Source organism: Variovorax sp. 3319, assembly GCF_031456585.1.
In the GTDB taxonomy this organism is placed as follows: Bacteria; Pseudomonadota; Gammaproteobacteria; order Burkholderiales; family Burkholderiaceae_C; genus Variovorax; species Variovorax paradoxus_P.
On the sequence record NZ_JAVDUZ010000001.1, the window covers coordinates 203,015 to 216,312 of the forward strand.

Here is a 13,298-nt window from a genome sequence, read left to right on the forward strand (position 1 = left end):
AGCGCCAAGGGTGCGTCGATGAGTCTTGCGGCCTACGCCTGCCAACCAGCACGTTCGCGCGGACGCCGCCATGCCGAGCCACCTGCGCCCACGCGCGATGCCTTCCAGCGCGACCGCGACCGCATCGTGCATTCCACCGCTTTCCGGCGCCTGGTCTACAAGACGCAGGTGTTCCTGAACCATGAAGGCGACCTGTTCCGCACCCGGCTCACCCATTCGCTCGAGGTCGCGCAACTGGGCCGTTCCATCGCACGTGCATTGCGCATCAATGAAGACCTGGTGGAGGCCATTGCCCTCGCGCACGACCTTGGCCACACGCCTTTCGGCCACGCCGGGCAGGACGCGCTCAACGCCTGCATGGAAGGGCACGGCGGTTTCGAGCACAACTTGCAGAGCCTGCGCGTGGTCGATGCGCTGGAGCACCGCTATCCGCAGTACGACGGGCTGAATCTCAGTTTCGAAACCCGCGAAGGCATCCTCAAGCACTGCTCGCGCGCGAATGCCGAACGACTGGAAGCCGCCGAACCCAACGGCGTGGCGCGGCGCTTCCTGGACCGCACGCAGCCGAGTCTCGAGGCACAGCTGTGCAACCTGGCCGACGCCATTGCCTACAACGCACACGACATCGACGACGGCGTGCGCTCGGGGCTCATCAGCGTCGAGCAGCTAGGCGAGGTGGAACTCTTCGAGCGCTACCGCCAGGAGGCGCTCGCGGAATATCCCCAGCTGGAAGGGCGGCGCGTGCTCTACGAGACCATCCGCCGCATGCTGAGCGCCCAGGTCTACGACGTGATCGACGCCACCCGTGCGGCAATCGAGAGAGCGGGGCCAATCGATGCGGACGGCGTGCGGCACTCACCGCCGCTCGTCGCGTTCAGCGAAACCATGCAGGCACAGTCGGGCGAGCTGAAAAGCTTTTTGTTCCGGAATCTTTACCGGCACCCGCAGGTGACGCAAACCACCGACCAGGCTCAGCAGGTTGTGCGGGAGTTGTTCGATGCGTACCTCGAACGCGGTGCAGAAATGCCGGCTTCTTACGCCGATCGCCACGACCGGCATCGTGCGGTAGCCGACTACATCGCCGGTATGACCGATCGCTTTGCCATGCGCGAGCATGAGCGGCTCACAGGCCGGCGGGGTATCGGATGAATTCGGTTTCCGCCGTGTCCGCACGCGTTCCTGCCGCTGCTTTCGCCGTTCTCCTGGGCGGCGTCAGCGCGGCGCTGCATCTGGGCAAGCTGCCGCCTGCTGTGCCAGCCCTGCAAGCCTCGCTTGGCATCGGGCTGGTCGAGGCAGGTTTCCTTCTGTCGCTGGTGCAGGTGGCCAGCATGACCCTCGGTCTGGTGGTCGGGCTTGCGGCTGACACGACCGGCCTGCGGCGAAGCATGCTCGCCGGACTTGTTGTGTTGACGGCCGCCAGCCTGCTCGGCGGTGCAGTCGGTACCGGGCATTTCGGCAATGCGCACGCCGTGCAGTGGCTGCTTGTTCTTCGAGTCGCCGAAGGCATCGGTTTTCTTTTGGCGGTCATGCCCGGGCCGGGACTGATTCGTGCACTGACGCCTCCCGGTGCGGACAAGGCGGCGCTGGGCTTGTGGGGCGCGTACATGCCGCTCGGCGTGGCGCTCGCGCTCCTGCTGGGGCCGGTGTTGATCGCATGGGGCGGGTGGCCCGACTGGTGGTGGGCGCTGTCCCTTGTTTCGGCTGCTGCGGCGTGCTGGGTGTGGCTGGCAGTACCCGCAGACAACGCTCGTCCTGCTGCGTCGGTCGGCCCAGCGGGGGGATGGTCGTCGCGGTTGCGTGCAACAGTCGGCGCCCTCCCGCCATGGATCGTCGCGCTGACCTTTGCGGTGTATTCCGCACAGTGGATGGCCGTGATCGGCTTTCTTCCGGCCATTTATGCCGGCGCGGGTGTGCCTGCCGGCTGGAATGCCGTGCTCACCGCCGTTGCGGCGGCAATGAACATCGTCGGCAATGTGGCCGGCGGGCGCTGGCTCCAGCGGGGCGTTTCTCCCGAGCGTTTGCTGCAACTGGGCTTCGGCGCGATGGCGTTGGGCGGCGTTGCGGCCTTCGCGCAGGTGGGGCAGGGCGCCGATGCGCTCGGCCTGCCGCCGGTGTTTCGCTATGCCGCGGTCTGCGTGTTTTCTTTGGGCGGAGGCATGGTGCCGGCAACGCTGTTCCTGCTCGGAGTCCGCATGGCGCCGGGGCCTTCGACGGTCTCCACCACGATCGGCCTCATGCAGCAAGCGTCCTCCCTGGGGCAGTTTCTGGCTCCGCCGGCTGTGGCCTGGGTCGCTCACCGGGTCGGCGGTTGGCATTGGACGTGGACCGCCACCCTCGCATGCTCGCTGGCCGGCATGGCCATGGCGCGGCACCTTGGCCGAATACGCCTTGCGGCGGCAGTGGCATGACCGGCGCGGCGACAATCGAGGCCATTCAGGCCGAAGCCGATACGAGGCGCTGGCTCGAGCGCGCGGTGATCGGGCTCAACCTGTGCCCGTTCGCGAAGGCGGTTCATGTGAAGGCGCAGATTCACTTCGCCGTATACCTGCCGGCCGATGAAGCCGCGCTGCTCGAAATGCTTATGGCCGAGGCGAATGAACTCTCCGCGCTCGATGCTTCCGTGCGCGACACCACCTTGCTGATAGCACCCAATACCTTGGCCGATTTTCTGGACTTCAACGACTTCACGGCTCGCGCCGAACGCAAGCTCGCCCGCGCAGGCTTCGACGGTGTGTTTCAGCTTGCGAGCTTTCATCCGCAGTTCCAATTTGGCGGAACCGAACCGGATGACATTTCGAACGCCACCAATCGCGCGCCGTATCCCACGCTGCACCTTTTGCGCGAAGACAGCGTGAGCCGCGCGGTCGAGGCCTTTCCGGAGGCAGAGGCCATCTTCGAGCGCAACATCGAAACGCTGGAGGCACTGGGCCCCGAAGGCTGGGCCGCGCTCGACGTAGGCCCCGGGAGTGCCAAGCGATGAACGCACAAGCAAGCAAGACCGTGAAGACCGCAAAGGCTGCCAAGGCCGAAGCCGAGTTGTCGGAAGTTGTGCGCCCGGGCCAATCCGTCGAGCTTTTGAAAGAGCTGCACATTCTTACGCGCGAAGGCCGGCTCAACCAGGATTCGCGGCGCAAGCTCAAGCAGGTGTACCACCTGTTCCAGTTCATCGAGCAATTGCTGCGTGAGCTGCCGGAAGGCGGCGCCCAGGCGACGCTGGCCGATCACGGTGCGGGCAAGTCGTACCTCGGCTTCATCATCTACGACCTGTTCTTCCGCGCACGCGAGGGTGGCCATGTCTACGGCATCGAGACGCGTAGCGAACTGGTCGAGAAGTCACGCGCGCTGGCACAGCAACTCGGCTTCGACCGGATGTCGTTCCTGAATCTCACCGTCGCCGAATCGGCCCAGGCGAGCGAACTGCCCGAGCGGATCGACGTTGTCACCGCGCTGCATGCCTGCGACACCGCGACCGACGACGCGATCGCCTTCGGCCTTGCGAAGAAGGCGCGCTGCATGGCGCTCGTGCCGTGCTGCCAGGCCGAAGTGGCTGCCTGCCTGCGCGAAACCAAGGCGCTGGCCTTGTCGCGCACGCCTCTGGCCGAACTTTGGCGCCACCCTCTGCACACCCGCGAGATCGGCAGCCAGCTCACTAACGTGCTGCGCTGCCTGTACCTCGAGGCGAACGGCTACAGCGTTACGGTCACCGAACTGGTGGGCTGGGAGCACAGCATGAAGAACGAGCTGATCCTTGCGCGCCACACCGGGCAGCGCAAGGCCGCAGCTGCCGCCCGGCTGGGCGAGTTGCTGGCGCAGTTCGGCCTCGATGCCCTGGGCGAGACGCGCTTTCGCCTGTCCTGAATCCGCGAGAGCGCGCCGCCTTTACGCCATGGCCCGTCTCCCTCGTCTCACGCTGGCCGACATGCCGCACCACGTGATCCAGCGTGGCAACAACCGCCAGGCGATCTTTGTCGATCGTGCGGACCATGAGCGCCTGCTTGCCCTGCTGGCCGAAAACGCCGTGCGTTTCGGCGTCGCGCTGCACGCCTATGTGCTGATGGACAACCATTTCCATTTGCTGGCAACACCCAGTAGCGCCACCGGGCTGCCGCAGTTCATGCAGGCAGTAGGGCGCAGCTACGTGCGCTACTTCAACGACCGCCATGGCCGCAGCGGAACCTTGTGGGAGGGCCGCTACAGGTCCACCCTGATCCAGACCGATCGCTATTTGCTGACCTGCATGGCGTACATCGACCTCAACCCCGTGCGGGCGGGCATGGTCGCCGACGCGCGCGACTTTCCATGGTCCAGCCACGGCCATTACGCGGGGCTGCGACAGGACAAGCTGCTGACCCCGCATCCGCTGTACTGGCAGCTGGGCAACACGCCCTTTGCACGGGAAGCCGCATACGTCGAATTGGTGCGTGCCGGCGTGCGGTCTGCCGATCAGGGCACGCTCACTGAAGCCACGTTGCGCGGCTGGGCCGCCGGCGACGCGGATTTTCTCGCCTTGCTTCAAAAATCGACCGAGCGCCGCGTGGCCAAGGCAAAGGCCGGACGGCCGCCATCGGCCGCCGGTTCCTGAGCGAAGTCCAAGAGGGCTGCGCCGCCTCGGCGATATTCGTGTCGACTTTCAATCTGTCCCCTATTTAATTCTGACCGGAATGCTCGGAATTTAATAAGAATCTGACCCCTATTAAAGTGTTTGGCATTCTTTGTGCATCGCAATATCCTTCTCTTCCCTGCGAAAAACTGAAGGAGTGCGCCATGACGACGGCTGCCGAGATCGAACATCTCCAACAACACGGTCTGTATTCCGGTGCCGATGAGCACGATGCCTGCGGCGTCGGCTTCGTGGCGCACATCAAGGGCGAAAAAAGCCATGCCATCGTGCTGCAGGGCCTGAAGATCCTCGAAAACCTCGACCATCGCGGCGCAGTAGGCGCTGACAAGCTCATGGGCGACGGCGCGGGCATCCTGATCCAGTTGCCCGACCACCTGTATCGCGAAGAAATGGCCAAGCAGGGCGTCACGCTACCGCCACCCGGCGAATATGGCGTGGGCATGATCTTCCTGCCCAAGGAGCACGCCTCCCGCGAAGCCTGCGAGCAAGAGATGGAACGCGCCATCAAGGCCGAAGGCCAGGTGCTGCTGGGCTGGCGCGACGTGCCGGTAAACCGCGACATGCCGATGTCGCCTACCGTGCGCGCGAAAGAGCCGCTGCTGCGCCAGGTGTTCATCGGCCGCGGCAACGACGTCATCGTGCAGGACGCGCTCGAGCGCAAGCTCTACGTCATCCGCAAGACCGCCAGCGCCAACATCCAGCGCCTGAAGCTCAAGCACAGCAAGGAATACTACGTTCCGAGCATGTCGAGCCGCACCGTGGTCTACAAGGGCCTGCTGCTGGCCGACCAGGTGGGTACCTATTACCTCGACCTGCAGGACAAGCGCTGCATCTCGGCGCTGGGCCTGGTGCACCAGCGCTTCTCGACCAACACTTTCCCCGAGTGGCCGCTGGCCCACCCGTACCGCTATGTGGCCCACAACGGCGAAATCAACACGGTCAAGGGCAACTACAACTGGATGAAGGCGCGCGAAGGCGTGATGTCTTCGCCCGTGCTCGGCGCCGACCTGCAGAAGCTGTACCCCATCAGCTTTGCCGGCCAGTCCGACACCGCCACGTTCGACAACTGCCTCGAGCTGCTGACGATGGCGGGCTACCCCATCAGCCAGGCCGTGATGATGATGATTCCCGAGCCGTGGGAGCAGCACGCCACCATGGACCCGCGCCGCCGCGCTTTTTATGAGTACCACGCCGCCATGCTCGAGCCGTGGGACGGCCCGGCCTCCATCGTGTTTACCGACGGTCGCCAGATCGGCGCCACGCTCGACCGCAACGGCCTGCGCCCATCGCGCTACTGCGTGACCGACGACGACCTGGTCATCATGGCTTCGGAATCGGGCGTGCTGCCCGTGCCAGAGCAGAAGATCGTGCGCAAGTGGCGCCTGCAGCCCGGCAAGATGTTCCTGATCGACCTGGAGCAGGGCCGCATGATCGACGACGAGGAGGTCAAGGCCACCCTCGCCAACAGCAAGCCCTACAAGCAGTGGATCGAGAACCTGCGCATCAAGCTCGACAGCGTGCAGGCCGAACCCGCCGCAGCGGCGATCAAGGCGCCCGTCAGCCAGGTGGCGTTGCTCGACCGCCAGCAGGCCTTTGGCTACACCCAGGAAGACATCAAGTTCCTGATGAGCCCGATGGCGCAGGCCGGCGAAGAAGGCATCGGCTCCATGGGCAACGACAGCCCGCTGGCCGTGCTCTCCAGCAAGAACAAGCCGCTCTACAACTACTTCAAGCAGTTGTTCGCGCAAGTGACCAACCCGCCCATCGACCCGATCCGCGAAGCCATCGTGATGTCGCTGGTGTCGTTCATCGGCCCCAAGCCCAACCTGCTGGACATCAACCAGGTCAACCCGCCGATGCGGCTCGAAGTGAGCCAGCCGATTCTCGACTTTGCCGACATGGCCAAGCTGCGCGACATCGGCAAGTACACGCAAGGCAAGTTCAAGAGCTACGTGCTCGACATCACCTATCCGCTCGCCTGGGGCGACGAAGGCGTCGAAGCCAAGCTGGCTTCGCTCTGCGCTGAAGCGGTCGATGCCATCAAGGGCGGCCACAACATCCTGATCGTGAGCGACCGCGGCGTGAGCCCGACGCAGGTCGCGATTCCCGCCGTGCTGGCGCTGTCGGCCGTGCACCAGTACCTGGTGCGCGAGGGCCTGCGCACCACGGCCGGCCTCGTCGTCGAAACCGGCTCGGCCCGCGAAGTGCATCACTTCGGCGTGCTGGCGGGTTACGGCGCGGAAGCCGTGCACCCCTACCTCGCCATGGAAACCCTCGCGGCCATGCATGCCGACCTGCCCGGCGACATGAGTGCGGAAAAGGCGGTCTACAACTACGTCAAGGCCATCGGCAAGGGTCTCTCGAAGATCATGTCGAAGATGGGTGTCAGCACCTACATGAGCTACTGCGGCGCGCAGCTGTTCGAAGCCATTGGCCTGAACACCGCCACGGTCAACAAGTACTTCACCGGCACGGCCAGCCGCGTCGAGGGCATCGGCGTGTTCGAGATTGCCGAAGAAGCCATCCGCATGCACAAGGCGGCTTTCGGCGACGACCCGATTCTTTCCAACATGCTCGACGCCGGCGGCGAGTACGCATGGCGCACGCGCGGCGAAGAGCACATGTGGACGCCAGACGCCATCGCCAAGCTGCAGCACAGCACGCGTTCCAACAACTGGAACACGTACAAGGAATACGCGCAGCTCATCAATGACCAGAACCGCCGCCACCTCACGCTGCGCGGCCTGTTCGAGTTCAAGCTGGACCCGGCCAAGGCCATTCCGGTCGACGAGGTCGAACCTGCGGCCGAAATCGTCAAGCGTTTTGCCACCGGCGCAATGTCGCTCGGCTCGATCAGCACCGAAGCGCACTCCACCCTTGCCATTGCCATGAACCGCATCGGCGGCAAGAGCAACACGGGCGAGGGCGGCGAAGACCCGGCGCGCTACCGCAACGAGCTCAAGGGCATTCCGATCAAGCAGGGCGACACGCTCAAGAGCGTGATCGGTGCAGCCAACGTCGAGGTCGACCTGCCTCTGAAGGACGGCGACTCGCTGCGGTCGCGCATCAAGCAGGTGGCTTCGGGCCGTTTCGGCGTCACCGCCGAGTACCTGCATTCGGCCGACCAGATCCAGATCAAGATGGCGCAAGGTGCCAAGCCGGGCGAGGGCGGCCAGCTGCCCGGCGGCAAGGTCACCGAGTACATCGGCAAGCAGCGTTACGCGGTTCCGGGCGTCGGCCTGATCTCGCCCCCGCCGCACCACGACATCTACTCGATCGAAGACCTGGCTCAGCTGATTCACGACCTGAAGAACGCAGCTCCGCACGCGAGCATCAGCGTCAAGCTGGTGAGCGAAATCGGCGTGGGCACCATTGCAGCCGGCGTTGCCAAGTGCAAGAGCGACCACGTGGTGATCGCGGGCCATGACGGCGGCACGGGCGCGTCGCCCTGGTCGTCCATCAAGCACGCGGGCAGCCCGTGGGAAATCGGCCTCGCCGAAACGCAGCAGACGCTGGTGCTCAACCGCCTGCGCAGCCGCATCCGCGTGCAGGCCGACGGCCAGATGAAGACCGGCCGCGACGTCGCCATCGGCGCGCTGCTGGGAGCTGACGAGTTCGGCTTTGCCACCGCGCCGCTGGTGGTCGAAGGCTGCATCATGATGCGCAAGTGCCACCTGAACACCTGCCCGGTCGGCGTGGCCACGCAAGACCCCATCCTGCGCCAGAAGTTCTCGGGCAAGCCCGAGCACGTGGTCAACTACTTCTTCTTCGTTGCGGAAGAGGTGCGCCAGATCATGGCCCAGCTCGGTATCCGCAAGTTCGACGACCTGATCGGCCGCGCCGACCTGCTCGACATGCGCAAGGGCATCGAGCACTGGAAGGCTTCCGGCCTCGACTTCAGCCGCCTGTTCGCACTGCCGACCGTGCCGGCGGACGTGCCGCGCTACCACGTCGAGAACCAGGACCACGGCCTGGACAAGGCGCTCGACGTCAAGCTGATCGAAAAGTCCCGCCCCGCCATCGAGCGTGGCGAGAAGGTGCAGTTCATCGAGGTGGCGCGCAACGTCAACCGTTCGGTGGGCGCCATGCTGTCGGGCGCCCTGACCAAGGTGCATCCGCAGGGCCTGCCTGACGATTCGATCCGCATCCAGCTCGAAGGCACGGGCGGCCAGTCGTTCGGCGCCTTCCTGGCCCGCGGTATCACGCTCTACCTGATCGGCGATGCCAACGACTACACCGGCAAGGGCCTTTCGGGCGGCCGCGTGGTCGTTCGCCCGAGCCTCGACTTCCGCGGCGAAGCCATCCGCAACACCATCGTCGGCAACACCGCGCTCTACGGCGCGACCACCGGCGAGGCCTATCTGTGCGGCGTTGCCGGCGAACGCTTTGCGGTGCGTCTTTCGGGTGCCACCGCCGTCGTCGAAGGCACGGGCGACCACGGCTGCGAATACATGACCGGCGGTACGGTGGCGGTGCTCGGCAAGACGGGCCGCAACTTTGCGGCTGGCATGAGCGGCGGCGTGGCTTTCGTCTACGACGAGGACGGCCAGTTCGCCACGCGCTGCAATCTGTCGATGGTGTCGCTCGACAAGGTGCTGACCTCGGCCGAGCAGACCGCGAGCGTGCATCGCAAGATCTGGCATGGCGGCGAAACCGACGAGGCCCAGCTCAAGAAGCTGCTCGAAGAGCATCACCGCTGGACCGGCAGCAAGCGTGCGCGCGAACTGCTCGACAACTGGGCCGTGGCGCGCACCAAGTTCGTCAAGGTGTTCCCGAACGAATACAAGCGTGCGCTCGCCGAGCTGCACGACCGCAAGGTCGAGCTCACGAGCAGCGGCAACAACGCGCACATCGGCCTCGAGCCGCACGCGCTCGCCGCCGCACCGCAGGCCACGCCGGCTTCGGCCTGACAACCGGCGACATAAAGAACAAAGGAAAGCACGCGATGGGAAAGATCACCGGCTTCATGGAGCATGAGCGCATCGAAGAGGGCTACAAGCCCGTTGAAGAGCGCGTCAAGCATTACAAGGAATTCGTTGTCGGCCTGACGAACGAGCAGGCGAAGGTGCAGGGCGCACGCTGCATGGACTGCGGCACGCCGTTCTGCAACAGCGGCTGCCCGGTCAACAACATCATTCCGGACTTCAACGACCTCGTGTACCGCAACGACTGGCAAAACGCCTTCGCGGTGCTCGACTCGACCAACAACTTTCCGGAGTTCACCGGCCGCATCTGCCCCGCGCCCTGCGAGGCGGCCTGCGTGCTCAACGTGAACGACGACCCGGTTGGCATCAAGTCGCTGGAACACGCCATCATCGACCGCGCCTGGGACGAAGGCTGGGTGGCGCCGCGCGTTGCCAAGCACAAGACTGGCAAGAAGGTGGCCGTGGTGGGTTCGGGCCCGGCCGGCATGGCCGCGGCGCAGCAACTTGCACGCGCTGGCCACGATGTGACGCTGTTCGAAAAGAACGACCGCATCGGCGGCCTGCTGCGCTACGGCATTCCCGACTTCAAGATGGAGAAGACGCACATCGATCGCCGCGTCGAGCAGATGAAGGCCGAGGGCGTGACCTTCCGCACCGGCGTGATCGTCGGCGCCGCGAAAGATACGCTTGGCAAGGGCTCCAAGGTGACCAACCTCGCCAAGGAAACCGTCACGCCCGAGCAACTGGACAAGGAGTTCGATGCCGTGCTGCTCACGGGCGGCGCCGAGCAATCGCGCGACCTGCCGGTGCCGGGCCGCGACCTCGACGGCATCCACTTTGCGATGGAGTTCCTGCCCCAGCAGAACCGCGTCAATGCGGGCGACAAGGTCAAGGGCCAGTTGCGCGCCGAAGGCAAGCACGTCATCGTCATCGGCGGTGGCGACACCGGTTCCGACTGCGTGGGCACCAGCAACCGCCACGGCGCAGCGAGCGTCACGCAATTCGAGCTGATGCCCCAGCCTCCCGAAGAAGAAAACCGTCCCCTGACCTGGCCTTACTGGCCGATCAAGCTGCGCACCAGCTCCAGCCACGAAGAGGGCTGCGAACGCGAGTTCGCCATTTCCACCAAGGAATTCATCGGCGAAAAGGGCAAGGTCACCGGCCTGAAGACCGTCCGCGTGGAGTGGAAAGACGGAAAAATGCAGGAAGTGGCGGGCAGCGAGCAGATCCTCAAGGCCGACCTCGTACTGCTGGCCATGGGCTTCGTCAGCCCCGTGGCCGCCGTGCTCGATGCCTTCGGCGTCGAGAAGGATGCGCGCGGCAATGCCAAGGCAACCGTCGATTTCATCGGGGGCTATGCCACCAACGTGCCCAAGGTGTTCGCAGCGGGCGATATTCGCCGCGGTCAGTCGTTGGTGGTGTGGGCAATTCGCGAAGGCCGGCAGGCCGCTCGCTCCGTAGATGAATTTTTGATGGGATTTAGCGACTTACCGCGCTGATTTTTGTTTCAATTTCGCGGGGCCACTCACGGCCCCGCTATCATTTGCGGAAACCGCATGCCGGGATGCCTCTCAAGGCGCCCGGCTTTTTTATTGAGATGGACCCAGCCGCACAGCCACACCCCTTTGTAGAGTTCCGCGACGTTACGTTCGGCTATGGCGCACGTGCGATTCTCGACGGGGTGTCCTTTGCCGTCCCGCGCGGCAAGGTCACTGCGCTCATGGGAGCCTCCGGCGGAGGCAAGACCACCGTGCTGCGGCTCGTCGGCGGACAGCAGCGAGCGCAGCGCGGCCAGGTGCTCTTCGACGGGCAGGACGTCGGCAAGTTCGACGCACCGGCTCTGTATAAAGCGCGGCGCCGCATGGGCATGCTCTTTCAGTTCGGTGCCTTGTTCACCGACATGAGCGTGTTCGACAACGTTGCCTTTCCTTTGCGCGAGCACACGCAGCTGTCGGAAGCGCTGGTTCGCGACATCGTCCTCATGAAGCTCGACGCAGTGGGCCTGCGCGGCGCGCGAGACCTCATGCCCAGCGAAGTGTCCGGTGGCATGGCGCGGCGCGTGGCCCTGGCGCGCGCCATTGCGCTCGACCCCGACCTTGTGATGTACGACGAGCCTTTTGCCGGCCTCGACCCGATTTCGCTTGGTACGGCGGCACGGTTGATCCGCCAGCTCAACGACACGCTGGGCCTGACCAGCATCGTCGTGTCGCACGATCTCGAAGAAACTTTCCGGATTGCCGACCACGTGATCATCCTGGCCAACGGCGCCATCGCGGCGCAGGGCACGCCCGACGAAGTGCGGCAGAGCGCCGATCCGCTGGTGCACCAGTTCGTCAATGCGCTGCCCGACGGGCCGGTGCATTTTCATTACCCTGGCGTTGGAATCGAAGCAGATTTCGGCAATGAAGGGGGGCGGGCATGACTTGGTGGAAGCCCGCAGATGTCGGCTTTGCCGTGCGCAGCAAGCTCGCCGATATGGGCTATGGCGCCAAGCTGTTCGTGCGCCTGGCGTTTCAGGGCGCGCAAAGCCTCCGGCGCTTCAGCCTGGTGCGCGACCAAATTCACTTTCTTGGCAACTACTCGCTCGCCATCATTGCGGTGTCCGGCCTTTTCGTTGGCTTTGTGCTGGGCCTGCAGATGTATTACGCGCTGCAGCGCTACGGTTCTTCCGAGGCGCTCGGCCTGTTGGTTGCCCTGAGCCTGGTGCGCGAGCTCGGCCCCGTGGTTGCGGCATTGCTTTTCACCGGACGGGCCGGTACGTCGCTGACCGCGGAAATCGGCCTCATGAAAGCTGGCGAGCAACTCAGCGCCATGGAAATGATGGCTGTCGACCCCGTGCGGCGAATTCTTGCTCCGCGCTTCTGGGCCGGCGTCATCACCATGCCGCTGCTGGCGGCCGTGTTCAGCGCAGTCGGCATCATGGGCGGCTACGTGGTGGGCGTGCTGATGCTGGGTGTAGACCCGGGCGCGTTCTGGGGTCAGATGCAAGGCGGCGTCGATGTCTGGCGCGACGTGGGCAACGGCGTGATCAAGAGCATCGTCTTCGGCTTTACCGTGACCTTCATCGCGCTGCTGCAGGGCTACGAAGCCCAGCCCACGCCCGAAGGCGTGTCGCGCGCAACCACACGCACGGTGGTCATGGCATCGCTTTCGGTGCTCGGTCTCGACTTCCTGTTGACCGCCATGATGTTCAGTATTTGAAGGAGCTTCGGCTCCAATCGTTCTAGAGAGTGCAAACCATGCAACGTTCCACTAACGACATCTGGGTCGGCCTGTTCGTCCTGATCGGCGGCGCGGCGCTTCTGTTCCTAGCGCTGCAATCGGCCAACCTGCTGAGCCTGAACTTCCAGAAGACCTACAACGTCACCGCACGCTTCGACAACATCGGCGGTCTCAAGCCGCAAACCGCGGTCAAGAGCGCGGGCGTGGTGGTCGGCCGTGTGGAATCAATCTCGTTCGACGACAAGTCCTTTCAGGCCAGCGTCACGCTGGCATTGCAAAACCGTTACAGTTTTCCCAAGGACAGCTCGCTCAAGATCCTGACCAGTGGCCTGCTCGGCGAGCAGTACATCGGAATCGAGGCGGGCGCCGAGGAGAAGAACCTGCAAGCCGGCGACACCATTACCTCGACCCAATCGGCCGTGGTGCTGGAAAACCTGATCAGCCAGTTCCTCTACAGCAAGGCGGCAGAAGGAAACACTTCGACGCCGGGAACAGCCAACAAAAAATGAAAACAAGCCTTTTTTCCTCGA

General features: G+C 64.5%; 10 protein-coding genes. All 10 read left to right on the forward strand.

What is annotated here, in order from left to right:
* The first annotated feature begins 18 nt into the window (after positions 1-18).
* Positions 19-1,149, forward strand: coding sequence for a deoxyguanosinetriphosphate triphosphohydrolase (locus tag J2X67_RS00950; protein ID WP_309949680.1), 1,131 nt, complete (start codon positions 19-21; stop codon positions 1,147-1,149).
* A complete protein-coding gene (locus tag J2X67_RS00955; protein WP_309949682.1) occupies positions 1,146-2,408 on the forward strand; it encodes an MFS transporter in 1,263 nt (420 codons plus the stop codon). Before J2X67_RS00950 ends, J2X67_RS00955 begins: the two co-directional genes overlap by 4 nt.
* Entirely contained in the window at positions 2,405-2,980 is a 576-nt protein-coding gene (locus tag J2X67_RS00960; protein ID WP_309949683.1) for a DUF1415 domain-containing protein, read from the forward strand. Before J2X67_RS00955 ends, J2X67_RS00960 begins: the two co-directional genes overlap by 4 nt.
* A complete protein-coding gene (locus J2X67_RS00965) occupies positions 2,977-3,858 on the forward strand; it encodes an SAM-dependent methyltransferase (RefSeq protein ID WP_309949685.1) in 882 nt (293 codons plus the stop codon). The genes J2X67_RS00960 and J2X67_RS00965 overlap by 4 nt, the downstream gene beginning before the upstream one ends.
* Before the next feature lie 28 nt (positions 3,859-3,886).
* Complete coding sequence (locus J2X67_RS00970; protein ID WP_309949687.1) at positions 3,887-4,582, forward strand: transposase; 696 nt, start codon at positions 3,887-3,889, stop codon at positions 4,580-4,582.
* A gap of 182 nt (positions 4,583-4,764) precedes the next feature.
* A complete protein-coding gene (locus tag J2X67_RS00975) occupies positions 4,765-9,531 on the forward strand; it encodes a glutamate synthase-related protein (protein WP_309949689.1) in 4,767 nt (1,588 codons plus the stop codon).
* 35 nt (positions 9,532-9,566) lie between these two features.
* Positions 9,567-11,045 (forward strand): glutamate synthase subunit beta, encoded by a 1,479-nt coding sequence (locus J2X67_RS00980; protein ID WP_309949690.1) that lies wholly within the window; start codon positions 9,567-9,569, stop codon positions 11,043-11,045.
* Positions 11,046-11,143: 98 nt separating this feature from the next.
* The gene (locus J2X67_RS00985; protein ID WP_309949691.1) at positions 11,144-11,968 is read left to right on the forward strand and encodes an ABC transporter ATP-binding protein; all 825 of its coding nucleotides are present in this window, start codon (positions 11,144-11,146) and stop codon (positions 11,966-11,968) included.
* Positions 11,965-12,747, forward strand: a complete 783-nt coding sequence (gene mlaE, locus J2X67_RS00990; protein WP_126745528.1) for a lipid asymmetry maintenance ABC transporter permease subunit MlaE — start codon at positions 11,965-11,967, stop codon at positions 12,745-12,747. Before J2X67_RS00985 ends, mlaE begins: the two co-directional genes overlap by 4 nt.
* 38 nt (positions 12,748-12,785) lie before the next feature.
* Positions 12,786-13,277, forward strand: a complete 492-nt coding sequence (mlaD, locus tag J2X67_RS00995) for an outer membrane lipid asymmetry maintenance protein MlaD (RefSeq protein ID WP_281149326.1) — start codon at positions 12,786-12,788, stop codon at positions 13,275-13,277.
* Positions 13,278-13,298 lie beyond the last annotated feature (21 nt).

Bases quoted from the DNA above. Each gene is read 5' to 3' on its own strand.
- J2X67_RS00960 (WP_309949683.1), top strand. From the start codon at position 2,405: ATGACCGGCGCGGCGACAATCGAGGCCATTCAGGCCGAAGCCGATACG.
- J2X67_RS00985 (WP_309949691.1), top strand. From the start codon at position 11,144: ATGGACCCAGCCGCACAGCCACACCCCTTTGTAGAGTTCCGCGACGTT.
- J2X67_RS00975 (WP_309949689.1), top strand. From the start codon at position 4,765: ATGACGACGGCTGCCGAGATCGAACATCTCCAACAACACGGTCTGTAT.
- J2X67_RS00980 (WP_309949690.1), top strand. From the start codon at position 9,567: ATGGGAAAGATCACCGGCTTCATGGAGCATGAGCGCATCGAAGAGGGC.
- J2X67_RS00970 (WP_309949687.1), top strand. From the start codon at position 3,887: ATGGCCCGTCTCCCTCGTCTCACGCTGGCCGACATGCCGCACCACGTG.
- J2X67_RS00965 (WP_309949685.1), top strand. From the start codon at position 2,977: ATGAACGCACAAGCAAGCAAGACCGTGAAGACCGCAAAGGCTGCCAAG.
- J2X67_RS00955 (WP_309949682.1), top strand. From the start codon at position 1,146: ATGAATTCGGTTTCCGCCGTGTCCGCACGCGTTCCTGCCGCTGCTTTC.
- mlaD (WP_281149326.1), top strand. From the start codon at position 12,786: ATGCAACGTTCCACTAACGACATCTGGGTCGGCCTGTTCGTCCTGATC.
- J2X67_RS00950 (WP_309949680.1), top strand. From the start codon at position 19: ATGAGTCTTGCGGCCTACGCCTGCCAACCAGCACGTTCGCGCGGACGC.
- mlaE (WP_126745528.1), top strand. From the start codon at position 11,965: ATGACTTGGTGGAAGCCCGCAGATGTCGGCTTTGCCGTGCGCAGCAAG.